19 protein-coding genes are annotated in these 25,996 nt (G+C 72.2%); 5 read left to right on the top strand and 14 right to left on the bottom strand.

Annotated features, from left to right (window positions below; all coding sequences use genetic code 11):
• Positions 1 to 130 precede the first annotated feature (130 nt).
• The gene (locus FEF34_RS11305; protein ID WP_138053061.1) at positions 131 to 1,156 is read left to right on the top strand and encodes an ATP-dependent 6-phosphofructokinase; all 1,026 of its coding nucleotides are present in this window, start codon (positions 131 to 133) and stop codon (positions 1,154 to 1,156) included.
• 109 nt (positions 1,157 to 1,265) lie between these two features.
• Here the strand turns inward: FEF34_RS11305 and FEF34_RS11300 are convergent, their stop codons facing one another.
• The 4 genes from FEF34_RS11300 to FEF34_RS11285 form a co-directional block, all read right to left on the bottom strand.
• Positions 1,266 to 1,943, bottom strand: a complete 678-nt coding sequence (locus tag FEF34_RS11300; protein ID WP_138053060.1) for an HAD family acid phosphatase — start codon at positions 1,941 to 1,943, stop codon at positions 1,266 to 1,268.
• A gap of 341 nt (positions 1,944 to 2,284) precedes the next feature.
• Positions 2,285 to 2,893 (bottom strand): helix-turn-helix domain-containing protein, encoded by a 609-nt coding sequence (locus FEF34_RS11295; RefSeq protein WP_138057408.1) that lies wholly within the window; start codon positions 2,891 to 2,893, stop codon positions 2,285 to 2,287.
• A 386-nt stretch (positions 2,894 to 3,279) separates the two neighbouring features.
• On the bottom strand, positions 3,280 to 3,969 hold the full coding sequence (locus FEF34_RS11290; protein WP_138053059.1) for a response regulator: 690 nt from the start codon (positions 3,967 to 3,969) through the stop codon (positions 3,280 to 3,282).
• A 40-nt stretch (positions 3,970 to 4,009) separates the two neighbouring features.
• On the bottom strand, positions 4,010 to 5,974 hold the full coding sequence (locus tag FEF34_RS11285; protein WP_138053058.1) for a sensor histidine kinase: 1,965 nt from the start codon (positions 5,972 to 5,974) through the stop codon (positions 4,010 to 4,012).
• A gap of 128 nt (positions 5,975 to 6,102) precedes the next feature.
• Here FEF34_RS11285 and FEF34_RS11280 point away from each other — a divergent pair, with 128 nt between their 5' ends.
• Positions 6,103 to 7,479, top strand: coding sequence for a cation:dicarboxylate symporter family transporter (locus tag FEF34_RS11280; protein ID WP_138053057.1), 1,377 nt, complete (start codon positions 6,103 to 6,105; stop codon positions 7,477 to 7,479).
• A gap of 290 nt (positions 7,480 to 7,769) precedes the next feature.
• Positions 7,770 to 8,090 carry a GYD domain-containing protein gene (locus tag FEF34_RS11275; protein ID WP_138053056.1) on the top strand — a complete coding sequence of 107 codons (321 nt, stop codon included), beginning with the start codon at positions 7,770 to 7,772 and terminating at the stop codon, positions 8,088 to 8,090.
• A 100-nt stretch (positions 8,091 to 8,190) separates the two neighbouring features.
• Here the strand turns inward: FEF34_RS11275 and FEF34_RS11270 are convergent, their stop codons facing one another.
• The 6 genes from FEF34_RS11270 to FEF34_RS11245 form a co-directional block, all read right to left on the bottom strand.
• Positions 8,191 to 8,370, bottom strand: a complete 180-nt coding sequence (locus FEF34_RS11270; RefSeq protein WP_138053055.1) for a hypothetical protein — start codon at positions 8,368 to 8,370, stop codon at positions 8,191 to 8,193.
• Between the two features lie 13 nt (positions 8,371 to 8,383).
• The gene (locus FEF34_RS11265; RefSeq protein WP_138053054.1) at positions 8,384 to 9,844 is read right to left on the bottom strand and encodes a glycoside hydrolase family 16 protein; all 1,461 of its coding nucleotides are present in this window, start codon (positions 9,842 to 9,844) and stop codon (positions 8,384 to 8,386) included.
• Positions 9,845 to 10,076: 232 nt separating this feature from the next.
• On the bottom strand, positions 10,077 to 11,690 hold the full coding sequence (locus FEF34_RS11260) for a polyamine aminopropyltransferase (RefSeq protein ID WP_325063629.1): 1,614 nt from the start codon (positions 11,688 to 11,690) through the stop codon (positions 10,077 to 10,079).
• A gap of 7 nt (positions 11,691 to 11,697) precedes the next feature.
• On the bottom strand, positions 11,698 to 12,135 hold the full coding sequence (locus tag FEF34_RS11255) for a DUF350 domain-containing protein (RefSeq protein WP_138053053.1): 438 nt from the start codon (positions 12,133 to 12,135) through the stop codon (positions 11,698 to 11,700).
• A 54-nt stretch (positions 12,136 to 12,189) separates the two neighbouring features.
• The gene (locus FEF34_RS11250; protein ID WP_138053052.1) at positions 12,190 to 12,594 is read right to left on the bottom strand and encodes a DUF4247 domain-containing protein; all 405 of its coding nucleotides are present in this window, start codon (positions 12,592 to 12,594) and stop codon (positions 12,190 to 12,192) included.
• Complete coding sequence (locus FEF34_RS11245; protein ID WP_138053051.1) at positions 12,591 to 13,085, bottom strand: DUF2617 family protein; 495 nt, start codon at positions 13,083 to 13,085, stop codon at positions 12,591 to 12,593. The genes FEF34_RS11250 and FEF34_RS11245 overlap by 4 nt, the downstream gene beginning before the upstream one ends.
• Positions 13,086 to 13,492: 407 nt before the next feature.
• On the opposite strand from FEF34_RS11245, the gene FEF34_RS11240 reads away from it, so the two are divergent.
• Positions 13,493 to 15,733, top strand: a complete 2,241-nt coding sequence (locus tag FEF34_RS11240) for a HelD family protein (RefSeq protein WP_138057406.1) — start codon at positions 13,493 to 13,495, stop codon at positions 15,731 to 15,733.
• On the opposite strand, the gene glgB is transcribed toward FEF34_RS11240, so the two are convergent.
• The 4 genes from glgB to FEF34_RS11220 form a co-directional block, all read right to left on the bottom strand.
• Positions 15,690 to 17,900, bottom strand: coding sequence for a 1,4-alpha-glucan branching enzyme (gene glgB, locus FEF34_RS11235; RefSeq protein ID WP_138053050.1), 2,211 nt, complete (start codon positions 17,898 to 17,900; stop codon positions 15,690 to 15,692). The genes FEF34_RS11240 and glgB overlap by 44 nt on opposite strands.
• Positions 17,901 to 17,967: 67 nt before the next feature.
• Entirely contained in the window at positions 17,968 to 19,380 is a 1,413-nt protein-coding gene (locus tag FEF34_RS11230) for a maltokinase N-terminal cap-like domain-containing protein (RefSeq protein ID WP_138053049.1), read from the bottom strand.
• A 225-nt stretch (positions 19,381 to 19,605) separates the two neighbouring features.
• Positions 19,606 to 21,381, bottom strand: coding sequence for a maltose alpha-D-glucosyltransferase (gene treS / locus FEF34_RS11225; protein ID WP_138053048.1), 1,776 nt, complete (start codon positions 21,379 to 21,381; stop codon positions 19,606 to 19,608).
• A complete protein-coding gene (locus FEF34_RS11220; RefSeq protein WP_199800742.1) occupies positions 21,378 to 23,363 on the bottom strand; it encodes an alpha-1,4-glucan--maltose-1-phosphate maltosyltransferase in 1,986 nt (661 codons plus the stop codon). Before FEF34_RS11220 ends, treS begins: the two co-directional genes overlap by 4 nt.
• Positions 23,364 to 24,041: 678 nt before the next feature.
• On the opposite strand from FEF34_RS11220, the gene FEF34_RS11215 reads away from it, so the two are divergent.
• Positions 24,042 to 25,919: a hypothetical protein gene (locus FEF34_RS11215; RefSeq protein ID WP_138053047.1), complete on the top strand. Its 1,878-nt coding sequence runs from the start codon at positions 24,042 to 24,044 to the stop codon at positions 25,917 to 25,919.
• The last annotated feature ends 77 nt before the right edge of the window (positions 25,920 to 25,996 follow it).

Here is a 25,996-nt window from a genome sequence, read left to right as displayed (position 1 = left end):
CCACAGATGGATATGACGCCCGCCGGGTCCGGGGTCGTCCGAGGCCGCCGGACCGGCGTGGCCCCGGCCCTGCGTGTGAGAATCGGAATGAGGCTCACCGGCACCACGAGCGAGCAGGAGACACGGCACGATGCGCATCGGAATTCTGACCGCAGGCGGCGACTGTCCCGGCCTCAACGCAGTGATCCGGTCGGTCGTGCACCGTGCGATGACCGGCTACGGAGACGAAGTCATCGGGTTCGAGGACGGGTTCAAGGGCCTGCTCGAGGGCCACTACCGCACCCTGGACCTCAACGCCGTCAGCGGCATCCTCGCCCGCGGCGGCACGATCCTCGGCTCGGCCCGGCTCGAGCGCTCCAGGCTCCGCGAAGCCGCCGAGACCAGCGCGGAGTTGGCGCGGAAGTACGGGCTGGACGCTCTGGTCCCGGTGGGCGGCGAGGGCACGCTGACCGCCGCGCGCATGCTGTCGGACGCCGGCATGCCGGTCGTCGGCGTGCCGAAGACCATAGACAACGACATCTCCTCCACGGACCGCACCTTCGGGTTCGACACCGCCGTCATGGTGGCCACCGAGGCCATCGACCGGCTGAAGACCACGGCGGAGTCCCACCAGCGGGTCATGGTCGTGGAGGTCATGGGGCGGCACGCCGGCTGGATCGCGCTGGAGTCCGGCATGGCCGGCGGCGCACACGGGATCTGCCTGCCCGAGCGGCCCTTCCAGGTCGAGGACCTCGTCAAGATGGTCGAGGAACGCTTCGCCCGGGGCAAGAAGTTCGCCGTCATCTGCGTCGCCGAGGGCGCGCACCCGGCCGAGGGCTCCATGGTCTACAAGAAGGGAGAGATCGACCAGTACGGGCACGAGCGCTTCACCGGCATAGGCACCCGGCTGGCCGCGGAGCTGGAGCGGCGGATGGGCAAGGAGGCCCGGCCGGTCATCCTCGGCCATGTGCAGCGGGGCGGAACGCCCACCGCCTACGACCGGGTGCTCGCCAACCGCTTCGGCTGGCACGCGGTGGAGGCCGTCCACCGCGGCGAGTTCGGGAGGATGACCGCGCTGCGCGGCACCGAGGTGGTCACGGTGCCGCTCGCGGAGGCGGTGACCCGGCTGAAGACGGTGCCCGAGCACCGGGTCCGCGAGGCCGAGTCGGTCTTCTGACGCGGGTCCGCCGCCCCGCGCGCACGCGGCACGGGACCGTCCGCCTGCCCGGTCGCGGCGCGACCCGGCAGGCGGACGGACGGAACCCGCGCGGACCGCGCGGCTCGGCTCAGGACAGCTTGCCGTCGTAGTCGGGCAGCTTGAACGTCCGCTCGGCGTGGCCGCCGACCAGGTCGCTGGGCCGGTTGCCGACATTGGCGATGATCGTGTAGCCCTTGGCCTCGATCTCCGCGCGCTTGCCGGTCTTGTACGCGCTGACCTCGTCGAACAGGTCCGGCAGGCTGCGCACGTACAGACCGTCGACCGGGTACCCGGCCTTCCTGAGGTTGTACGACGTCAGCGCCTCGATGATGTCGGGGCGGGCGGTGACGAAGAAGATGTCCACCCCGCGGGAGTCGGCGTAGCGGACGAGGTCCCGGACCTGCCTGACCGCGGGCGTCGGGTACTCCCAGAAGTAGTGGAAGTCCGTCTCCAGCGAGGTGTTGTCGACGTCCAGCACCATGGCGAGACGCTGTCCGGACGCGCCGGCCGTGCGCTGCTCGATGTAGGGGCGGGCGGTGGCGAGGGCCGCCGTGACGTCGCGTTGCCAGGTGGCGTAGTCGATCCCGGCCAGCCCGGCGGCGGTGAGGTCCGAGCGCTGCGGCGCGTGGGTGGTGACGGACGCCGGGGCCGCGGTCCGCGGTGCGGCGCTCACGGTGTGGGCGGAGGCCGTGGCCGTCATGGACGTGGTGAGGGCGAGCGCGGCGGCCGAGACCGCGGCGCGGGTGGTCCATCTGCGTACACGCATGGGGGGTTCGCTCCTGAGGAGGTCCGGTGGACGCCCTTCGGCCGGGGAGAACCGAGGGCCTTGGCATGTTCGCGTTCAACAATGGACGGAATGGAGCGTTCCATCTACCCCCTGGTAACCATGTAATGGCGGACGAGGGTTCGGGCCGTCGTCTCCGGAAACGCGGCCGGGCACGTCGAGCTCGGGCAGCGAAGGAGAAGCCGGTGCGCCTCGACGGTTCGCTCCTCGGTGTCCCCGTCCCGGTGCGCCCCGACCCGATCGGCTCCGCTGCCGTCGGGCCGGCGGAGCGGGCGCGGGAAGCCCGATCCCCGGGCGGGAGACGCCCGGGGCCCGTACCGGACTCAGCCGGGGAGCAGCGCCCAGAAGTGCTCGGCGATCCGGTCGAGGAAGTCCTTGCCCGACTCCCCGGAGCCGGCCGAGGCGCCCCAGCTGGAGGTGGCCGCCATCCGGGCGTGGTAGTCCGTGTGCAGTTCCTGCAACGCGACCTCCAGCTGCCGTCGGGGCAGCGGCAGCATCTTCGCCACCGGGCGCACGTACGCCTGCCAGCGGGTGGTCGCCGCGCTGCGCAGCAGCTCCGCCAGCTCCTCGTCGCGTCCGGTCGCGGTCAGCAGCTCGCGCGGGGTCAGCGACAGCGCCTCGGCGAGCGCGGCGGTCTGCCGTTCGTTCCCGCGCCAGCGGTTGCCGTCCTCCATGCGCTGGTACGACGAGAGGTCCATGCCCACCCGGCGGGCCACGTCCTCGGCGCCCAGGGCACGGGCCAGGCGGTGCTCGCGCAGGCTCTGCGGGGTGCCGAGCAGTTCGCCGGGCGAGCACCACAGCACTCCCGCGAGCGCGGTCAGTTGCCGGGAGTCCGGCGCCAGGAGTCCGCGCTCCCAGGCGACCACGGTGTCCGCGGTCACCGGGAGCCCGTACTGGGCCTGGAGCCCGTAGGCGACATGGCCCGGCGCCATCCCCAGGCCCTCGCGCAGTCGGCGGGCGGCGGGGGCGTTGAAAGGCGGGGTGGAGTGCACGCGCACACCGTAGGAGCGGAGAGTCACGTATGGCTACGGTGCGTTCGCCCAAGGTGTGAACTCGTAGAAAGGTCCACCGGGCCGGACCCCCGGCGGTCGGCCGTTCCCATGAGTCGGCCGTTGAGAGGACGCCCGGTGCTGAGAGGACGCCCGGTGCGTCACCGGACGGCGCCGCGGTCCGGCGGCGGGCGGCCCAGCGCGTCGATCATCCCCGCGGGTGTCAACGGCGCCCTTCGTCAGCCGGCCGGCGAACGGCAGTTGGTACGTGGCGGGGAACCGTGCGTCCCGTGCGTCGTGTCGGCCGGGCTCGGCCCGCGCGGTGCCGGTCAGCGGCCGGAGCGGAGCCAGCGGTACTGCAGCTCGGGCCGGCCGACCTGGCCGTACTGGGGGCTGCGCGCAGCCCGGCCCTCGGTGACGAGATGCTCCAGATAGCGGCGTGCGGTGATCCGCGAGATCCCCACCGCCGTACCCGCCTCCGCCGCGGTGAGCCCGCCGTCGGCGTCCCGGAGGGTGCGGGTGACCGCCTCCAGGGTCGGTGCGCTGAGGCCCTTGGGCAGGGTGGCCGGCTGCGGGGTGCGCAGGGTCGCCAGCGCGCGGTCCACCTCGTCCTGCCCGGACGCCTCGCCGGCGGCGGTGCGGAACTCGGCGTACCGGTCGAGGCGGTCTCGCAGGGTGGCGAAGGTGAACGGCTTGAGGACGTACTGGACGACGCCCAGGGACACGCCCTCGCGGACCACGGCCAGATCGCGCGCGGAGGTCACGGCGATCACGTCGGCGGAGTGCCCGGCGGCCCGCAGGGAGCGCAGCAGCTGGAGCCCGTGCCCGTCCGGCAGGTAGAGGTCGAGCAGGATCAGTTCCACGGGGGTGCGCTCCAGCACCCGGTACGCCTCGGCCCGCGAGTGGGCGACGCCCGCCACGGTGAACCCCGGTACGCGGCCCACGTACAGCGCGTGTGCGTCGGCGGCGACGGGGTCGTCCTCGACGACGAGCACCCGGATCCCGGCGGAGGCGGTCATCCCGCCACCTCCGTCCCGCGTCCCCGGCCGGGGCGTCCGTTCACGTGTCGACCTCCGTGGTGTGCAGGGGCAGCCGCACGGTGAACTCCGCGCCGCCGTAAGGGCCCTGGGCCGCCTCGACCGTGCCCCGGCCCCGGTGCGCGGCCTGCCGCACCAGTGCGAGTCCCAGGCCCCGTCCCGGGCCCCTGGTCGACCAGCCACGTTCGAACACGCTCTCCGTGTCCCCGGGACCGAGCCCGGGTCCCGTGTCGCTGACGCGCAGCACGAGTTCGTTGTCGTCGGCACGCGCGGTGACGACGACTCGCGGGCGCGCGACGGCGGTGCGGGCGCGCGCTGCGTGCCCGGGCCCGGGCCCGTCGAGCGCGGCGTGGGCGGGGCCGGGGATCCGGTGGTCGTGGGCCCGGTGCCCGGCGGCCACGGGCCCGCCCGGGGCGGTGGCCGGCCGATCAGCGCCGGATCGCGCGTCCCGTGCGCGCGGGACGGCGGCCCCGGGCCCGTCCTGGTCCGGCCCGGAGGCGGGCCGTACAGCGGTGGGCCGTCCGGCCGCTCCGGGTGCGGCGGCGTCGGGCGAGGCCGGCGGACGCGTGCCGGGTGCGGCGGCCGCACCGGCGGTGACGGCCGCGGACCCGTCCGTGCGGCGGCCCTCGGCCCGGTCCGCTCGCGCCTCGGGTGCGGCAGGTCGCTTCCCCGAGGACGCCTCGACCGCGTTGTCGATCAGGTTGCCGAGGACGGTGACCAGGTCCCGGGGCGGCAGCCAGGGCGGGAGGACCCCGTCGTCGATACGGCTGTCGTCGGTGAGAACGAACTCGACGCCGCTCTCGTTGGCCTGGGCCGCCTTGCCCAGGAGCAGGGCCGCCAGGACCGGCTCGCCGACCGCCGTCACCACGCGGTCCGTGAGGACCTGCGCCAGTTCGAGTTCCGCCGTGGCGAACTCGACCGCCTCGTCCACGCGGCCCAGTTCGATGAGGGAGACCACGGTGTGCAGCCGGTTTGCCGCCTCGTGGGCCTGGGCGCGCAGCGCCTGGGTGAAGCCGCGCTCGGAGTCCAGTTCACCGGCCAACGACTGGAGTTCGGTGTGGTCCCGCAGGGTCACCACCGTGCCGCGCCGCTCACCGCCGACCACCGGCTGGGTGGAGACGACGAGCACCCGGTCGGCCGTCAGGTGCAGTTCGTCGACGCGCGGCTCGCTCGCCAGCAGAGCCCCCGTCAGCCCGGAGGGCAGGCCCAGTTCGTCGGGGGTCCGGCCCACGACGTCGGCGCCGAGCCCCAGCAACTCCCGCGCCCCGTCGTTGATCAGCGCGATGCGCCGGCGCCCGTCGAGCATGAGCAGTCCCTCGCGCACCGCGTGCAGCGTCGCCTCGTGGTAGTCGTGCATACGGCTCAGTTCCGCCGCGTTCATTCCGTGCGTGTGCCGCCGCAGCCGGGCGTTGATCACGTACGTTCCGAGTCCGCCCAGTGCCAGTGCCGCTCCGGCCATCCCCAGCAGCGCCGTGACCTGCTTGCCGAGCTGCTCGCTGATCTTGTCGATGGTGATGCCCGCACTGACGAGCGCGACGATCCGGCCGGAGTCGTCCCGCACCGGTGCCACCGTCCGCACCGACGGGCCCAGCGTCCCCGTGTAGGTCTCCGACACCGTGCGTCCCCGCCGCGCCTCGTCGATGTGGCCCAGATAGACGTGTCCTATCTCACCCGGTTCGGGATGGGTCCAGCGTCTGCCGTCCGGGGTCATGATCACCACGAAGTCGACCCCCGCGTCCTTCCGCAGCCGCTCCGCGTACGGTTGCAGCCGCGCCGTCGGGTCGGCGGACCGGACCGCCGTCACCACCGACGGGGAGTCCGCCACGGCCGTCGCCGTCGCCGTCGTCTGCCGGCGCGCGGTCTCCTCGGCCTGTCCGCGGTCCATGACGTAGGAGAAGAGCGCGAAACCGGCCACGATGGCGGTGACCAGCACGACCTGCATCGCGAAGAGCTGGCCGGCGAGGCTCCGTGGGCGGGGGATGCGCATGGCCCAAGTCTGCCTGGCCGATTTCGCGTGAACGAAACGCACGCAATGGTGACCGGGGTCACAGGGTGCTGAATAGTCGCGGGCATCCACCGGGACGTGGATGAACATCGGGCCGAGGAGGAACCCCCGTGGCAACCGCTCCAGCAGCCGCAAGGCGGGATCGCACCCATTATCTGTATCTCGCCGTCATCGGTGCCGTCGTCCTCGGCGTCGTCGTGGGCTTCGCCGCCCCCGGCGTCGCCGTCGAACTCAAGCCGATCGGCACCGGGTTCGTGAACCTGATCAAGATGATGATCTCCCCGATCATCTTCTGCACGATCGTGCTCGGCGTCGGCTCGGTGCGCAAGGCGGCCAAGGTCGGTGCCGTCGGCGGTCTGGCCCTCGGCTACTTCCTGGTGATGTCGACGGTCGCGCTGGCCATCGGCCTGATCGTGGGCAACCTCCTCGACCCGGGGCACGGACTGCAGCTGACGGACGCGGCGAGGGCCGCGGGTGAGAAGCAGGCCGAGGGCGGCGGCGAGGGGACCGTGGACTTCCTCCTCGGCGTCATCCCGACCACCCTGGTCTCCGCCTTCACCGAGGGCGAGGTGCTGCAGACCCTGCTGGTCGCGCTGCTCGTGGGCTTCGCGCTGCAGGCCATGGGCTCCGCAGGGGAGCCGGTGCTGCGCGGGATCGGCCACATCCAGAAGCTCGTCTTCCGCGTCCTGGCGATGATCATGTGGGCGGCCCCGGTGGGCGCCTTCGGAGCGATCGCGGCCGTCGTCGGCGAGACCGGCGTCGACGCACTGAAGTCCCTCGCGGTCATCATGATCGGCTTCTACGTCACCTGCGCGCTGTTCGTGGTCCTCGTCCTCGGCGCCCTGCTGCGGGTCGTCGCCGGGGTCAACCTGTTCTCGCTGCTGAAGTACCTGGGCCGGGAGTTCCTGTTGATCCTGTCCACCTCGTCGTCCGAGTCGGCGCTGCCGCGGCTCATCGCGAAGATGGAGCACCTGGGCGTGTCGAAGCCCGTCGTCGGCATCACCGTCCCGACCGGCTACTCCTTCAACCTGGACGGCACCGCCATCTACCTGACGATGGGCTCGCTGTTCGTCGCCGAGGCGATGGGGACCCCGCTCTCGGTCGGTGAGCAGATCTCCCTGCTGGTCTTCATGATCATCGCCTCGAAGGGTGCGGCGGGCGTCACCGGCGCCGGTCTCGCGACCCTCGCGGGCGGACTCCAGTCGCACAAGCCCGCCCTGGTCGACGGCGTCGGACTGATCGTCGGTATCGACCGCTTCATGAGCGAGGCGCGCGCCCTCACCAACTTCGCGGGCAACGCCGTCGCCACCGTCCTGGTCGGCACCTGGACCAAGGAGATCGACAAGGAGCGGGCCGCCGAGGTCCTCGCCGGCCGCATCCCGTTCGACGAGTCGACCTTCGTCGACGACCACGCCCCGGCCGCGGCCTCCGCCGAGGTGCCGGAACAGCGGGACGAGGCTCTCAGGGAGCCGGCCGTGAAGGTCTGAGACCACCGCCGCCCGTGGGGGTCCGGGGCGCACACCGCCCCGGGCCCGCACGCGTTCCCGGCCCCGCGGCCGGCCGGCCCGCTTCCTCGGCCGGCGGCACCCTCAGTCGGCCCGCTTCCTCGGCCGGCCGGGAAGAAGCACACCGCGTACGACCAGGGCCCGCCCGCGCGCACGTCATCCGTATGCCCCGGTCCGGACCGTCCCGTGGGTCCCGCACGGCCCCCTCCGGCTGGCCGGATCGCGGCCGATGCCGAAGGGTGGACCCAAAGGCGATCGGACGGGAGAGACGGATGCCCAAATACCTGGTCCAGGCCAGCTACAGCGCCGAGGGCACCAAGGGCCTGCTCACCGAGGGCGGCACGGGCCGCCGGGAGGCCGTGGAGCAGGTCCTCCGCTCCTGCGGCGGCACCCTCGAATGGATGTACTTCGCGTTCGGCGACGACGACCTGTACCTCGTCCTGGACATGCCCGACGCCGTCTCGATGGCCGCAAGCTCCATGAAGGTCCGTGCCACGGGGGCGATCACGTCCCGGGCCGTGCCTCTGCTCAGCGTCGAGGAAATCGACGCGGCGGCGCGGAAGCGGGTCGACTTCCGGGCGCCGGGAGCCTGACGCCCCGGGGAGCGGAAGTGCCGCCGGGGCGGGGGAACCGGCGGCACCCGTCGTACGCCACGGCGGCGGCACCGTACTGCACCCGGCCGCCGCCCGTGGCTCAGTGCTCGAGGGGGCGTCCGTCCGTTCCGCAGATGTAGCCCGCCACGGCGCAGTCCCGCACCCGGCGTTCCGGCTCCGCCTGGTTCCAGGCGTTGAAGAAGTCGCCGCGCGCGTCGTGGCCGGCCGTGGCCGGGAAGAGCAGGGCCGCCGCGCCCGCCGGGACTCTGCGGATGAGCATGTCCTTCCTCCGCTCAGCCGAAGGGGATGCGGACGGAGGACTGGTTGCCGGTGCCCAGGGTGCTGGCGCCGCTGCCGATGGCGTTCCACACCTCGATCCGTACCCTGCCGTTCGTCAGATCGCCGTGCGTGCCGGTGGCGGACCGCAGTCCGCGCGACTGGGTGTAGTGCTCGTAGCCCGGGACGGGGTCGGTGGCGAAGTAGTGGTACGTCTCGGTGCGGTCCCAGGTCCCGTCGCCCGTGCGGTCGTAACTCACCCGGATCTGTTGGCCGTTGGCGACGGTCGTACCGGCGTCCACGAAGAGGTCGAACTGCGTCGAACCGCCGTTGTACGCCCGGGTGACCGGGCCGGAGGTGAACACCTGCGGGCTGTGCGGGGTGCCGTCGTGGTTCGCTCCGCCCGCCGACGCGAGCGTGACGGTGGAGCCGGACCCGGTCGCGTCCCCGGCGGCACCGCCGCCGCGGAGGTACAGCTGGGAGGAGCCCGTCGGCGGCGGGTCGGTCGGCGGCGGGGTCGTGCCGCCGCCACGGGTCCACACGGCGACGTAGTCCACGAGCATCGGGCGGCCGGGGACGGTCGCGGCGGTCGGGGTCCTCCCCGCCAGCGCATCCGGGAAGGCGCCGCCGACCGCGACGTTGAGGAGGATGAAGTATCCGGCGTGCTCGGTCATGTCGGCCCAGGTGCCGGCGTCCATCTGGTTCTGGTTCACGCTGTGGTAGAGCTGGTCGTCCACGTACCAGCGCAGGACGTTGGGCGAGTTGGAGCGGTCCCACTCGAAACGGTAGGTGTGGAACGCCGACTGGCAGCTCGCTCCGGGGCAGGTGCGGCTGGCGCCGAGGCCGCTGGTCTCGTTGCACGGCCCGCCGGGGTTCACCCCGCAGTGGAGCACGCCCCAGACGGAGTTGAGGCCGTTGACGTTCTCCATGATGTCGAACTCGCCGATGCCGGGCCAGTTCCAGTAGTTGCCCCGGTACGGTGCGCCGAGCGCCCAGAACGCGGGCCAGTAGCCCAGTGCCGCGTCCCCGGTGACATCGGGCATCCGGATCCGGCCCTCGATGCGCAGGGTGCCGCCGGCCGGGGCCTTGAAGTCGGCGCGGCGGGTCTCGATCCGCGCGGACGTCCAGTTGCCCGCGCCGTCGCGCAGCGGGGTGATGCGCAGATTGCCGCTGCCGTCGAGGCTGACGTTGTCCGGGCTGTTCGTGTAGTTCTGGATCTCGCCGGTGCCCCAGTTGGCGGGTCCGCCCGGATAGCCGTGACCGGTGTCGATCTGCCAGTCGGCGGAGGAGGGCAGGGACCGGTTCGGACCGGTGAAGTCGTCGCTCCACTGGAGGTTCCAGTCCGGCGCCGGGGGTACGGCGCCGCTGGCCGGGCTCGCGGGACCGAGGGCGAGGAGTCCGGTGAGGGTGACGGCGAGGGCCGTGAGCGCGGTGATGAGTGGGGTACGGGAGAGTCTGCTGATGCGGCTCGTGCTCAAGGAAGACCTCCGGGAGGGGGATGGTGCCGGAAGTGATTGAGAGCGCTCTCAGAGTGTTTTGTAGATGGAGCCAGTGCGGTCGTCAATGCCTTGCGCGCGTTGACTTCCTGAAGGCACACGGCACTTGGGGGCCGGCGCCGCCCCGTCACGGGACGCGCCGCACTCCGTCGCCCCCGCCGGGCTGCGACCGGACGGGCCGTGGCCGGCCCGGCTCCCCGGGACCGGGCGGCGCTCAGTAGTTCTGCCACTCGTGCCGGGTGTACTCCAGCACCACGGGATCCATCAGCGTGCTCGCCCGCACCTTCTGCGGGCGGCGGTCCAGCGGGAAGACCGTCGCGGCCCGCAGGACCGCGTCATCCAGGAAGCGCAGACGCGGGGCGTCACCGGCCAGACGCAGGGCCGGCGCCGCGCCCTCCCTGCCGGGAACGGCCAGGACGTAGCCCCAGTTGCCGAAGCTGGGCACGTCCACCTGGTACTCGGTGGTGCGGTAGCCGGCCGCGCCGATCGTCGTGGCGACGGACCAGAAGGACTTCGGGGCGAAGAAGGGGGACCCGGCCTGCACCACGATCTGGCTGCCGGGCTTCAGCACCTTCCGCAGCAGGTGGTAGAACTCGACCGAGTAGAGCTTGGCCAGCGCCGCAGTGTCGGGGTCGGGGAAGTCGACGACGACCGTGTCGAACCGCTCCGTCGCGTCCCGCAGCCAGTTGAAGGCGTCGGCGTTGACTGCGGTGACCCGCGGGTCCGCGAGCGCGTTGCTGTTGAGCTCGCTGAGCGGCTCGAAGCCGCGGGCCAGCCTGGTCATCGCCGGGTCCAGATCGACCAGCGTCACCTTCCGGACCCGGTCGTAGCGCAGCACCTCCCGCAAGGCCAGCGCGTCCCCGCCGCCGAGGACCAGCACGGACGCGTGACGACCCGACATGGCGGGGTGCACCAGGGCCTCGTGGTAGCGGTACTCGTCGACGGAGGAGAACTGCAGATCGCCGTTGAGGAAGAGCCGGGTGTCGGGCTCCCCGGTGAAGGCGGTGGACCGGGTGACGACGATGTCCTGGTACGGGGTCGTCTCGGCGTGGATGATCGGGTCGCGGTAGAGCTGCTGCCGCGCGGTGACCTCGATGTCGTCGGCCAGCACGTACACCGTGCCGAGCACGGCCAGGACCGCGGCGACCACGACCAGCAGCCCGGTGCGCACCACACGGCGGGTCTGCCGGCGGAAGATCCACAGGACGACCACGACCCCGGCCAGGGCATTGACCGCCCCCACCACCAGGGCGCCCTTGAGCTGGCCGAACGTCGGCAGGAGCAGCAGCGGGAAGCACAGGCCGCCGACGAGGGCACCGATGTAGTCGACGGCGAACATGTCGGCGACGGCGCTGCCGGCCTCCTGCCGGCGGATGCGCTGCAGCAGGGTCATCAGCAGCGGGATCTCGGCCCCGATGAGAAGGCCGACGACGAACGAGACGACCACCATGGCCGGCATGTAGACGCGCAGCCAGGCGAAGCACAGATAGAGCACGAGCACCGACAGACCGCCGACGAGCGCCAGCAGTGCCTCCACGGCGGCGAACGCGCCGACGGCACGGCGCTGCAGCGGCTTGGCCGCCAGCGAGCCGACGCCCATCGCGAAGACCATGACGGAGATGACCACCGAGGTCTGCAGCACGGAGTTGCCGATGAGGTAACTGCCGAGTGCCGTCAGGGCCAGCTCGTACACCAGGCCGCAGGCGGCGCAGAGGAACACCGAGAACAGCAGCAGCACCCGCGCCCCCCGGGACCGGACGGGGGAGTCGGGCGCTGCGGCGGCGGTGGTGGGTTCGTGTGCGGCGCGGTCGTGCACGGCGGTGCTCACGGGGTGGTCAGGAGACCGCGGCGCCGACCATGAAGGCCGTGCCGAGGTACATCGCGGCCTGCACCCAGGCGGCCGGGTGCGGGCGGCCGTCGTTGTCGTCGAGCACGGCGGCGCCGAGGCGGCCGGGTGTCAGCAGGCCGATGACGCAGGCCACCAGGGTCATCACGACGACTCCGGCGAGGCCGTACAGCAGTGTGCTCAACAGCCCCAGACCCAGGCCCTGTTCGGACTCGCTCGCCCGGATGGACTCGTCGATGACGAGGCCGATGGCCACGGTCTGCCCGGCGAGGAGGACCGCGGCGCCGCGGTTGCGCTCCGTCCACACCACGCTGACGAGCTTGCCGGGGGTCACCAGGTCGAGCGCGATGAAGCCCACGGCCATCACGATGAAGCCGGTCAGGCCGTAGAGCAGGGCGGTGCCTGCCGACTCGAGGATCTCTGCCACGGGGGTGCCTTTCGGGGACGTCGTCGGGATTCGGGCGGGCGGATCGCGGGGGGACTACTTGCCGGAGCCGGGACCGCCGCCGCGGAACGCGTCGGTCTCGGGGTCCGGCCAGACGTTGCCGATGCGGGACCTCCAGCGCTTGTGGCCGGTGCGGTAGTCGTCGATCTCGATCCGGCTGCCCTGGAGGTACGGGCTGATGGCGACGATGTCGTCCCGGTAGCGCAGGAAGACCATGTCGCCGTCGGCGACGCGGTCCACGGAGGCGGTGTGCCCGTGTATCTCGTCACCGACTCTGGAGACCCGGTCCGACGGGTCGGTGTAGCCGGGGCCGCTGCCGCCGTACTGCTGCCGGATCCAGGAGGACGGGGTGGCGTTGCCGTCGTCGTCCGGCTCGTCGGAGCACGCGGTGAGGGCGGCCAGGGCGAGCATCGTCGCGGTGAGGAGTCGGACGGTCTTCAACGGGCCTCCAGCCGGGTCTGCGTCGCCACGATCTGGCGGCTCTGCGGATAGGTGTGCCAAGTGCGCCAGCCCAGCCCGGTGCCGTGGGGCTCGACGGTCAGAGCCGTGACGGCGTCAGGGGAACCGGGGAAGACCCCGCAGAGCGACCGCGGGTCCCCCTCGCAACGGGCGCGTACGGCCGCCGCCCGCTCGGTGAACCCCGCGGTGGTGCAGTGCAGCGTCCGGGCGCCGAAGTGGTACCGCCAGTCGTCGAACTCGTACGTCGTGGAGTCGGGCAGCCCGCCCTCGACGCCGGGCAGGCAGGCCACCGTCTCCCGGACCGGACCGGCGAGGACCTGGTGCGAGGCACCGAGCAACCGCAGTTGTACGTCGACCCCGGCGACGGTGAGGTCGCGCACGGCGAGCGCCGGGTGCTCGGGCCGGCCCAGTGTGAAGGACAGTTGGCCGGCTCCGGTGTCCAGATAGGGGGTCGCGAGGGGTATGCCGGTCATGCGCAGCCGCCCGCGCGGATCTCACGGGCCGTCGCCGGGCGGCCGGGCCACGGTACGTCCGGCGGGACGCGGGAGGCACCACCGGCCTCGGCGGGCAAGGGCTTCACGAACGATCCCCGGGGGCTTCGGTACGGGCATTGAGCGCGCCGAGTATGGCACAGCGCTCGGGCGCCAGTTCGGGTCGTTCGTCCACCTCGCTCGCCGCGCCGCGCCGCGGGGCCGGTCCGGGATCGTCCGCCGTGCCGGGCCACGGTGTCCCGGGCAACAAAAAATCCCGGTCCGTATTTGACGGTCCGGGTATTTCTCCGCGTATATTGAATAGTTCCGTGTTCGGGTGCGATGTGGGACACGGAGAACTTCAATAACTGTACTGTAGCGCGTCAGGAGCTGAATTGTCAACCGAGGAAATGTGGCAGGAACAGCAATTCGTCTCCCTCGCCCATGAGCGGCTCGATCAACTGCGGGGGGAGGCCGAGGCCGCGGTGCGCGCCACGATGGCGCAGGTCAGCACGGGCCGGCAGGCACGCGTGGAGCGCGACATCGAGGTGGCCGAGCATTCCGCCTCGATCGCCGCGCTGAATGCCGCCGACTCCGGGCTCTGTTTCGGACGTATCGACCGGCGCGACGGAGTGACGTACCACATCGGGCGAACGGGAATCCGCAGGGACGACACCGAGCGAACGCCGTTGCTGATCGACTGGCGGGCGCCCGTCGCGCGCCCCTTCTATCTCGCGACCGGATACGAACCGCTCGGGCTGCGCAGGCGCAGGCACATCACCACTGAAGGCCGCACCGTCACCGCGCTGCACGACGAGATCATGGATCTCGCTGATCCGACCCGCACCGGCCACGAGTCGCACGACGCCGACGAGGTGCTGCTCGCCGCCCTCAACAGCGCCCGCACCGGGCGGATGGCGGACATCGTCTCCACGATCCAGGCCGAACAGGACCACATCATCCGCGCCCCCCAGCGCGGGGTGCTCGTCGTCGAGGGCGGTCCCGGCACCGGGAAGACCGCGGTCGCGCTGCACCGCGCCGCGTACCTCCTGTACGCCCACCGGGAGCAGCTCGCCAAGCGGGCCGTGCTGATCGTCGGGCCCAACCCGGCGTTCCTCGGCTACATCGGCGAGGTGCTGCCGTCCCTCGGCGAGACCGGGGTCCTGCTGTCGACCGTCGGCGAGCTGTACCCCGGGGTCCGCGCCAGCGGCACCGACAGCCCCGCCGCCGCGGCCGTGAAGGGACGCGCGAACATGGCGGACGTGCTCGCCGAGGCCGTGCGGGACCGGCAGCAAGTGCCCGAGAAGGGCGAGCCGATCGTCATCGCCCACGACGACGGCGAGCTGGTCCTCGACTGGGACATCGCCGTGGAGGCGCGGCACAGGGCCCGCGAGACCGGGCTGCCGCACAATCTGGCCCGGCCCTACTTCGCCTTCCGCATCATCGACGACCTCACCACCCAGCTCGCCGACCGCATCGGCGAGGACCCTTACGGCGGCCCCAACTTCCTCGGCCCCGACGACATCGCCCAGCTCGGCAAGGCCGTCGCCGCCAGTGCCGAGGTGCACGCCGCGATCGCCTCGCTCTGGCCGCCGCTCACCCCCGAGGAGTTCCTCGCCGACTACCTCGCGGACCCCACGCACCCCGACGAGGCCGACGCGGATCTGATCAGACGTACCGGCGGACCGTGGACCCCCGCCGACGTGCCGCTCCTCGACGAGGCGGCGGAGCTCCTCGGCGAGGACGACTCCGCGGCCCGCGCCACCGCCGAGGCCGAGCGTGCCCGCCAGATCGCCTACGCGCAGGGCGTGCTGGACGTTTCCTACGCCTCCCGCACCTACGAGTTCGAGGACAAGGAGGACGTCGACGCCGACGCCTCGGAGGTGCTGGCCGCCCACGACGTCATCGACGCCGAGCGGATGGCCGAGCGGCAGGAGGAGGCCGACCACCGCAGCGCCGCCGAGCGGGCCGCCGCCGACCGGACCTGGGCGTTCGGGCACATCATCGTCGACGAGGCCCAGGAGCTGTCGGCCATGGCCTGGCGACTGCTGATGCGCCGCTGCCCGACCCGCTCGATGACCCTCGTCGGCGACCCGGCCCAGACCGGCGACCCGGGGGCACCTCCCGCGCCCGGGGCGGCGGGGGACGGCGGAGGCTTCTGGCAGCGGATCCTCGCCCCGTACGTCGAGGACCGCTGGCAGCTGGCCCGGCTCGGCGTCAACTACCGTACGCCCACCGAGATCATGGAGTACGCGGCGGAGCGGCGCAGGAGCACCGACCCGGACTTCACCCCGCCCCGCTCCATCCGGTCCACCGGCACCGCTCCCTGGGAGCGCACCCTGGACCTCGCCGAGGTGGCGGCCCTCGCCGCCGCCGAGGCGCCGGAGGAGGGCCGGCTCGCGGTCATCGCCCCGCGTGAGCTGCACGCGGGGCTCACCGGCCTCGGGGGCGGCGGGCCGCTCGACCTCTCCCGGCCCGTCGTCCTGCTGGACCCCCGGCAGGCCAAGGGCCTGGAGTTCGACACGGTGCTGGTGGTCGCGCCCGAGCGGATGCTTCCCAACGACCTCTATGTGGCGCTGACGAGGGCCACCCAGCGGCTCGGGGTCGTCACACCGGCCTCAGCCACACCGTCGCCAGCGGCGGCAGGGTGAGCTGCACGCTGGTGCGGTGGCCGTGGGCGGCCACGGACTCGGGCTTGACCGGGTCGTCGTTGCGGATGTCCCCGCCGCCGTACCGTGCCGCGTCGGTGTTCAGCACCTCCGTCCAGGCGGGCACGGCCGGGGGCACACCGAGCCGGTATTCGTGGCGTACCACGGGTGAGAAGTTGGAGACGGCGAGCAGCGGGGCCCCGTCGGCGTCGAAGCGCAGGAACGCGAAGACGTTGTCGTCGGCGGCCCCGCCGTCCACCCAGGAGAAGCCCTCGGGGACGGTGTCCCGCTGCCACAGCGCCGGAGTGGCCGCGTAGACCCTGTTCAGCTCGCGCACCAGGTCCCGCACCCCGCGGTGGTCGCCCTCGGCCGAGTAGGAGGGGTCCAGCAGCCACCAGTCCGGCCCGTGCCCCTCGGACCACTCCGCGCCCTGGGCGAACTCCTGTCCCATGAAGAGCAGTTGCTTGCCCGGATGGGCCCACATGAAGCCGAGGTACGCCCGGTGGTTGGCGCGCTGCTGCCACCAGTCGCCGGGCATCTTCGACACCAGGGCGCGCTTGCCGTGCACGACCTCGTCGTGCGAGATCGGCAGTACGTAGTTCTCGCTGTACGCGTACACCATCGAGAACGTCATCTCGTCGTGGTGGTACTTGCGGTGCACCGGCTCGTGCTCGACGTAGCCGAGTGAGTCGTGCATCCAGCCCATGTTCCACTTCAGCCCGAAGCCGAGCCCGCCGAAGCCCGCCGGCCCGACGTGGTGCGTGGCCCGGGTCACGCCGTCCCAGGCGGTGGACTCCTCGGCGATCGTCACCACACCGGGACAGCGCCGGTAGACGGTGGCGTTCATCTCCTGGAGGAAGGCGACGGCGTCGAGGTTCTCCCGGCCGCCGTGCTCGTTCGGGCTCCATTCGCCGTGCTCGCGCGAGTAGTCGAGGTACAGCATCGAGGCGACCGCGTCGACCCGCAGCCCGTCGATGTGGAACTCCTCGCACCAGTACACGGCGTTGGCGACGAGGAAGTTGCGCACCTCCTTGCGCCCGTAGTCGAACTCGAGGGTGCCCCAGTCGGGGTGTGCGGCGCGGGCCGGGTCGGAGTGCTCGTACAGCGGGCGCCCGTCGAACTCCGCAAGCGCCCAGTCGTCCCGGGGGAAGTGCGCCGGCACCCAGTCCATGACGACCCCGATGCCGGCGCGGTGCAGCGCGTCGACCAGGTGGCGGAAGTCGTCCGGGGTCCCCATCCGCGCGGTGGGCGCGTAGAAGCCGGTGACCTGGTAGCCCCACGAGCCGCCGAAGGGGTGCTCCGCCACCGGCATGAGCTCGACATGGGTGAAGCCCAGGTCCTTGACGTAGGCGGGCAGCTGGTCGGCCAGCTGGCGGTAGGTGAGCCCCGGGCGCCAGGAGGGCAGATGCACCTCGTACACGGAGAACGGGGCCTCGTGGACCGGCCGGGCGCCGCGGTTCGCCATCCACGTCTCGTCGTGCCAGACGTGGTGGGACTCGGTGACGACGGACGCGTTCGCGGGCGGCACCTCGGTGCGGCGCGCCATCGGATCGGCCCGGAGCGTGCGGGAGCCGTCGGGCCGGGTGATCTCGAACTTGTAGAGCGCGCCCTCGCCCACACCGGGTACGAACAGCTCCCACACCCCGCAGGCGCCCAGCGAACGCATGGCGCAGGCCGTGCCGTCCCAGTAGTTGAAGTCCCCCACGACCCTGACCCCGCGGGCGTTCGGCGCCCAGACCGTGAAACGGGTGCCCGTGACGCCCTGGTGCGTCATCGGCCGGGCGCCGAGGGCGTGCCACAGCTCCTCGTGCCGTCCCTCGCCGATCAGATGCAGATCGAGCTCGCCCAGCGCGGGGAGGAAGCGGTACGGGTCCGCGAACTCGACGACCGTGTCCTCGTACCCGACCTGGAGCGCGTACTCGGGGACCTTCCGCAGGGGCAGCAGCGCCGAGAAGAATCCGTCGCCGTCGTCGTGCAGCTCGGCGCGCAGCCCCTTGGCCAGGACCGTCACCGACTCCGCGTAGGGCCGCAGCACCCGGAAGACCACCCCGCCGCGGACCAGGTGCGCCCCCAGCAGGGAGTGCGGATCGTGGTGCGTGCCGGCGAGCAGCCGTTCCCGGTCGGATGCGTCGAGCGGTTTGGCGGGGCGTACGCCATTGCGGGGAGTCACGGGACGGCCTCCTTGTGCTGAGGGGGAAGGTGGGGCGGGGGCTGCTCAGCTGCGGGATGACGCGGCGTCAGCCCGCCGGGCCGGCCAGCCGCTGGATGGCGGACATGGGGACGGGCAGCCAGTCCGGCCGGTGACGGGCCTCGTACACGACCTCGTACACGGCCTTGTCCGTCTCGTAGGCGCGCAGCAGTTCCGCCTCGGCGCGAGGGTCGGAGCCGGACGCGTCGGCGTAGCCCTCGCAGTACGCGGCACGGCAGCGCGCCGCCCAGGCCGGGTTCCAGGGGCGGTGGGAGCGTGCCGCGTAGTCGAAGGACCGCAGTATCCCGGCGATGTCCCGCACCGGGGGCTGCACCCGGCGGCGTTCGTCGAGTGGCCGGGCCGGCTCCCCCTCGAAGTCGATGACGGACCAGCTCCCGTCGGGTGTGCGCAGGGCCTGGCCGAGGTGGAGGTCTCCGTGGATGCGCTGGGCCCTGCCGTCGCCGTCGAAGGTCGCGCCGGCGATCGCGTCGAAGGCGGCACGCAGCCCGCGGACGTAGGGCAGCAGCGCGGGCACGGCCCGGAGCGCCGCGTCCAGGCGCTCGTTCATCGCCGTCGCCAGGTGTTCGGTCTGGGGCCCGCTCAGTGACACGGTCGGCAGCGCCGCGGCGAGCGCGGTGTGCACCTCCGCGGTGGTTCGGCCCAGGGTCTGCGCCTCCTCGGTGAAGTCGTCGCCCGCGGCGAGCGCCTTGAGCGCCAGCTGCCAGCCGTCCTGGGAGCCGCGCAGGAACGGCTGGAGGACGCCCAGGGTGCAGGGCTCGGGCGTGTCCGACTCGAACCAGGCGACGGGCGCGGGCACCCGGTCGCAGCCCGCCCGGGCGAGTGCGAGAGGCAGTTCCAGATCGGGGTTGATCCCCGGGTACACCCGGCGGAAGATCTTGAGGATGTACGAATCCCCGTACACCAGTGAGGAGTTGGACTGCTCGGCGTCGAGCACGTGGGCCGGGAGCCCGCCCGGGACGGGAGCCGCCCGGTCGAAACGGAGTGGGCCGAACCGGCCGGGCGTGCGGAGTCGCTCCAGCAGCAGCCCGGCGAGCCGGGGGTCGTGCAGTCCTTCGTAGACGGTCCGGCCGGCGAGCGGCCCCTCGTTCACGCGGCCGATCATCGCCGGGGCGAGGTACGGCGGCAGTGTGGTGCGTACGCCGAGCAGCAGCTGGTAGCAGTCGCCGCCGGTCCCGGGGTCGCGCTTCCCGGCCGGGGCCCGTCCGACGGCGGTCCTTGAGCCCAGGGTCTGGCCGGGCTGCCTGACGCGCAGCAGCAGATGCAGCAGTCCGGGGCCGGCTGAGTCGACCGGCAGCAGTTCGACCGCCGCCACCAGCGCGAAGCCGGTGACCGGGCGCCCCTTTCCCGCGAACCACCGCTGCCCGGGCAGCCACGCGCGCAGCAGGGGCGAGAGCGAAGGCAGCAGGGCGACGGGGGTCCGGGTGGATGCAGCCTCCGACATGGCATCGCGTCCTTTCCCCGGGCACACCACAGGTTGCGAAGAGTGTCCCGGATTGCGGCAAATAATAGCTGTCCGGGCTGTGCGTGGGGGTCCCCCCGCCGCAGGCAGGGGGAGTGTCGGCGGAGGATGGTCCGTACGGACTCGGGCCGGATCTCGATATGGGGGGAATCGTGCCCCGTGCGGGACGGTCCAACCGCCCCGCACACGACATGGCATGTGCCGGAATCACACGCCCTTGGGCGCGGGGGCCTTGCGCGCGGGCCCCTTCGCCGCGGTCTCCGCGGCCACCGGCTCCTTGCGCAGCCGGAACCAGTAGAAGCCGTGCCCGGCCAGCGTCAGCAGGTACGGCCACTCGCCGATCGCCGGGAAGCGGACCCCGCCGATCAGCTCCACCGGATGGCGCCCGTTGTACCGGCGCAGGTCCAGTTCGGTCGGCTGGGCGAACCGGGAGAAGTTGTTCACGCACAGCACCAGGTCGTCCGAGCCGTCCTCGGTCGCGGGTGCCTCCCGCAGGTACGCCAGCACCGCCGGGTTCGACGACGGGAGTTCGGTGAAGGTGCCGAGGCCGAAGGCGCGGTTCTGCTTCCTGATCTCGATCATCCGACGGGTCCAGTGCAGCAGCGACGAGGGCGACGCCATGGACGCCTCGACGTTGGTGACCTGGTAGCCGTAGACCGGGTCCATGATGGTCGGCAGGTAGAGCCGGCCGGGATCGCAGGACGAGAATCCGGCGTTGCGGTCCGGGGTCCACTGCATCGGTGTGCGCACCGCGTCCCGGTCGCCCAGCCAGATGTTGTCGCCCATCCCGATCTCGTCGCCGTAGTAGAGGATGGGTGAGCCCGGCAGGGACAGCAGCAGCGCCGTGAACAGCTCGATCTGGTTGCGGTCGTTGTCGAGCAGCGGGGCCAGCCGACGCCGGATGCCGATGTTGGCGCGCATCCGCGGGTCCTTGGCGTACTCCGCGTACATGTAGTCGCGCTCCTCGTCGGTGACCATCTCCAGGGTCAGCTCGTCGTGGTTGCGCAGGAAGATGCCCCACTGGCAGTTCTTCGGGATCGCCGGGGTCTTGGCGAGGATCTCGGAGACCGGGTAGCGGGACTCCCTCCGCACGGCCATGAAGATGCGCGGCATCACCGGGAAGTGGAAGGCCATGTGGCACTCGTCGCCGCCCGCCGGGAAGTCCCCGAAGTAGTCGACGACGTCCTCGGGCCACTGGTTGGCCTCGGCCAGCAGCACCGTGTCCGGATACTGGGCGTCGATCTCCTTGCGGACCCGCTTGAGGAAGGAGTGGGTGGCCGGGAGGTTCTCGCAGTTGGTGCCCTCCTCCTGGTACAGGTAGGGCACGGCGTCGAGCCGGAAGCCGTCGATGCCGAGGTCCAGCCAGAAGCGCAGCGCGGAGATGATCTCCTCCTGCACCGCGGGGTTCTCGTAGTTGAGGTCCGGCTGGTGGGAGAAGAAGCGGTGCCAGTAGTACTGCTTGCGGACCGGGTCGAAGGTCCAGTTGGAGGTCTCCGTGTCGACGAAGATGATCCGGGCGTCCTGGAACTGCTTGTCGTCGTCGGCCCAGACGTAGTAGTCGCCGTACGGCCCGTCCGGGTTGCCGCGGGACTCCTGGAACCACGGGTGCTGGTCGCTCGTGTGGTTCATGACGAAGTCGATGATGACCCGCATCCCGCGCTGGTGAGCGGCGTCGACGAACTCGACGAAGTCGGCGAGGTCGCCGAACTCCGGCAGTACCGAGGTGTAGTCGGCGACGTCGTAACCACCGTCGCGGAGCGGGGACTTGAAGAACGGCGGCAGCCACAGGCAGTCGACGCCCAGCCACTGCAGGTAGTCCAGTTTGGCGGTGAGGCCCTTGAGGTCGCCGATGCCGTCGCCGTCGCTGTCCTGGAAGGTGCGGACGAGTACCTCGTAGAACACGGCGCGTTTGAACCAGTCGGGATCCCGGTCCTTGGCGGGGGTGTCCTCGAAGGTGTCGTGGACGGGCTCATTGACGATCATGATGTGGGTGACCCTCCGGTCGGCGGGGACGGTCGCAGGACGACGATGTGCGCAGGCGTGACGCCCGGCTCGAGGCGCACATAGTTGGCCCTGCCCCAGTGATAGGTCTCGCCGGTGAGCTCGTCGCGCACCGGTACGGTCTCGTGCCAGTCGAGGCCGAGTTCCGGCATGTCAAACGAGACCGTCGCCTCCTGGGTGTGGTGGGGGTCGAGATTGACGACCACCAGAACGGTGTTCGAACCCGTTCGCTTGCTGTACGCGATCACGGAGTCGTTGTCGGTGTGGTGGAAGCGGAGGTTCCGAAGCTGCTGCAGTGCCGGATGGCGGCGCCTGATCCGGTTGAGCGTGGTCACCAGCGGGGCGATGCTGCGCCCCTCCCGCTCCGCCGACTCCCAGTCCCGGGGCCGCAGTTGGTACTTCTCCGAGTCCAGGTACTCCTCGCTGCCCGGCCGCAGCGGGGTGTTCTCGCACAGCTCGTACCCCGCGTACATCCCCCAGGTGGGGGAGAGGGTCGCGGCGAGCACCGCGCGCACCTCGAAGGCCGGCCGGCCGCCCTCCTGGAGGTAGGCGTGCAGGATGTCCGGGGTGTTCACGAAGAAGTTGGGCCGCATGCAGGCCGCCGCCTCGCCCGACAGCTCCGTCAGGTACTCGGTCAGCTCCTGCTTGGTGTTGCGCCAGGTGAAGTACGTGTACGACTGCTGGAAGCCGATCGCGCCGAGCGTGCGCATCATCGCCGGGCGCGTGAACGCCTCCGCGAGGAAGAGCACGTCCGGGTCCGTCCGGTTGATCTCGCCGATGACCTTCTCCCAGAAGACCACCGGCTTGGTGTGCGGGTTGTCGACGCGGAAGATCCGCACCCCGTGCGCCATCCAGTGGCGCAGTACGCGCACGGTCTCCTCGACGAGCCCCTCCATGTCCCGGTCGAAGGCGATGGGGTAGATGTCCTGGTACTTCTTCGGCGGGTTCTCCGCGTAGGCGATGCTGCCGTCCGCCCGGTGGTGGAACCACTCGGGGTGCTCGGTCACCCACGGGTGGTCGGGAGAGCACTGCAGCGCGAAGTCCAGGGCGATCTCCATCCGCAGGTCCCGGGCGCAGCGCACGAAGGCGTCGAAGTCCTCGATCGTGCCGAGGTCCGGGTGGACCGCGTCGTGCCCTCCCTCGGCCGAGCCGATCGCCCAGGGCACCCCGACGCCGTGGCGGCCGGCCCCGAGCGTGTTGTTCGGTCCCTTCCGGAAGGTGCTGCCGATGGGGTGGACGGGCGGCAGGTACACGACGTCGAAGCCCATCGCGGCGACGGCCGGAAGCCGCCGCGCCGCCGTCCGGAAGGTGCCGGAGACGAGTCGGCCGCGCTTGACCCGGGCGCCCTCGGAGCGTGGGAAGAACTCGTACCAGGAGCCGAACAGCGCGCGGGTGCGTTCCACCCGGAGGGGCAACGGGGGCGAGGCGGTGACCAGTTCGCGCAGTGGATGGCGGGCGAGTGCGGCGAGCGCGTCCGGGGCGAGCGCCGCGTCCAGCCGCTCGCGGTCCGGCCGGTCCTTGTCGCGCAGGGCGTCGGCGGCGGCGAGCACGGCCTCCCGGCCCGCCTTCTTGGGGACGCCCGCGGCGGCACGCTCGTAGAGTTCCGCGCCCTCGGCGAGGACCAGGGCCGTGTCGATCCCGGCCGGAACCTTGACTCCGGCGTGGTGCCGCCAGGTGGCCAGCGGATCGCTCCACGCCTCGACGCTGTAGGTCCACCGCCCCTCGGCGTCCGGCGTGACCTCGGCGCCCCAGCGGTCGGTGCCGGGGGCGAGTTCGCGCATCGGGGTCCAGGGGCCCGGACGGCCGCCGGGGTCCCGCAGGACGACGTTGGCGGCCACCGCGTCGTGCCCTTCGCGGAACACGGTGGCGGTGATCTGGAACGTTTCGCCGACCGTCGATTTCGCGGGCCTTCGGCCGCAGTCGACGAGGGGGTGTACGTCCAGCACGGGAATGCGGCCAATCAGCGGGTTCACGGCATCACCTGGGGGCTGTGCGGGCTCGGCGGGTCGAACGGGCGGTCCCTCTTCACGGGGGGCGGGTGTTCTTTGTAACTGCTCCGTTGACGACTGGCGGGCTGCGGGCATGGCCGCTCCTGTCCGCGTTCACTCGAATGGAAGGGTCGCGAGTGCGTTCCGGTGCGTACCGGGGGAGCCTTCCCATGCGTTTCGGGTCGGCAATCCGGTGGTCCGTTAACTACTAGGGCGTAGGTCCCGGCACAAGGCCGCGGCCGTCCGGAGGGCGGTGTGCGGTCGCTTCCGGAAGGGTTCCGGTCGTGCGGTTCGCGGCCGTCGTGAACATTTGAAGTCAACTTCAGTCATCTTCTTACCGTGTTGAGTTCGGTAATTCCTGATTACTAATAGAGAACCGATCGCCGACGGTCCTTTTTGGCCAATCGCAGGGGGCGCCGGAATGATCGCGGAACGCGCCGGCCGACTTTTGTTGAAAGCTTGCGAAAAGAGCTGCGTCCCCGTCCACCGGATGATTACTGTGAAGCCTCATCCGGAGTGGGCACTCCGGGTTCCGACGATCAGTCATGCGTGCACCCTCACCTGGGCACATCCATGCCTGAACCACGTGCGAAACACCGCGGTGGCCGGCCGTTCCCAGCACACGCCAGCGACCGCATCGGGGGGTGGGGGACAGTGCACCCGGACCATGCGGCAATCGGCCTCGACGGCGAACTCCGCGCCGCGCTCCGCGCCGCCGACGTCATGGAAGGCGGACCCGCGGCGCGCGCCGGCCGTCAGGCCGCCCAGGAACCGCCGGCCCCGGACCACCGCCGAGTGGCCCATCTGGTACCCGGCACCGACACCCCTTCCGCGCCCCGCGCATGGAAGCGTGCCTGGCGCGACGTCCTCGCCGGGGAGAGCGCCCGCACCACCCGGTCGGGCCTCGGCTGGGCGCTCACCTCCCTGGCCGGCGGGCGGTTCGCCGCGCTGGACGTCCTGGAGATCGGCTGCGAGCGGCTGCGGCTGAGCCGGGTGGCCTACGGCGGTGACGGCCGCGGCCCCGCGGCCCGGCCGCTCGCCGACTCGGCCTGGGGCGACCTCACGGCCGAAGCCACCGGCCACCCGTGCTCCCCGGCCCTGCCCGCCGAACGGCTGCGCCGGCTCTTCCTCCTCGCCGGAGGAACGGGCCCCGCCGCGGCGGAGGTCACGGGCCACCTCGGCAGGGCACTGCGGACCTTTGTGCGCGGGACCCCGCTCGGCGCGGACCCGCTCCTGGTCGTCGTCCGGGCCGCCGGCTGGCGGCCCGTCGAGCAGGCGGCCGACGCCCTGTGCCCGGAGGCCGCCCCGGTCCTGCGGCTGCGCCTGCCCGCGCACTGGCCCGCCGACCCCGGCGACCTCACCGACGCGCTCCCGCTGCGTCGTGCCCTCTGGCTGGCCGCCGCCGACATCGACGGCACGTCGGGCACGGTCGGACTCGTACGCCGCCCGCTCTTCCCGGCCGGCAGCCGCACCGGCGACCCGGCCGGCGGCGACCCCGGAGCCGTCGTACGGGTCCCGGTCGCCGCGCCGCCGGACGGAGCCACCACGGGGGCGAGCGCCGCCGTGGTCGTCTCCGCCGGCCCCGGCGAACCGCCCGCGCGATGGCGCCCGGTGCGGGCCGACCGCATCGAACTCCCGCCCGGTTCACGCGCGGCGCTCCACTACCGGCTGCGCGGGCCCGACCGGGTCGACCTCGCGTACGACGGACACCACGAACCGGAGACCGCGCCCTGGGCGGCCCTGGCGCACACCACGCCCCGGAGGCTTTCCCGGCCCCGCCCCGTCGACCTCGTACTCGCCGTGGAGGTCGCCGGCCCTCAGGCGGGCGGCGGCACGGCCGTCGAGGAACGCCTGCAGGAAGCGGCGGCGGTCGCGGCCGCCGTACGGCACGCCCTGGGCGGCGGCGACACGCTCCGCGTCGGGCTGATCGGCTACCGCGACCACGCTCCGCTCGACCGCCCGAACGACAGCGACCCCATCGTCCACCGGCTCGGCATGACCACCGCACAGAACGCCGAGCGCGCGCTCGCGGGCTGGCACCACAGCGCACTGCGGCACGACTTCGCCACCGGGCTGGAGCACGTACCGCACGAACTCACCGCCCGCCGGCACCTGTGGCGGCCGGACAGCCACCGGGTCCTCCTCGTGGTCGGCTCCCGGCCGCCGCATCCGCGCGCCGCACCTCCGCAGGTGCTGCGGCGCAGCGCCGCGGTGCGCATCTGCCCGGACCGGGTCGAGTGGGAGGCGGCGCTGGACGAGGCCCGCCACTACGACGGCGTCTCCTGCGTGGCGGTGGTGGACGAGCCCGCGTGGATGGACCACCTCGAGGGTGAACCCCATCTCGCGCGATGGGCCGACCGGGCGTGGGATCTCTTCGGCGCCGACGGCCGGTTCACCGCGGGCCACGACCCGCATCGCATCGCCTCGGCCGTGACGGCACCGGCGCTCTGCCTCCCCGAGGACGGCGCACCCATCCGCCTGGTCGTCCCCGACGGAGCGAGCGGGGAGTGGCTGCACGAGGCGGCCGGCTGAGGACCGCGGCAAAGCGAACCGTGCGCCCGTCGGGCCTGCGGATCGGACAACGACCGTGCGGCGGACGTCTCTCCGCC

Source organism: Streptomyces marianii (genome assembly GCF_005795905.1).
Lineage (GTDB): Bacteria > Actinomycetota > Actinomycetes > Streptomycetales > Streptomycetaceae > Streptomyces > Streptomyces marianii.
Note: the sequence above shows the minus strand (reverse complement) of the source record. Positions and strands in the feature narration are given on the sequence as shown.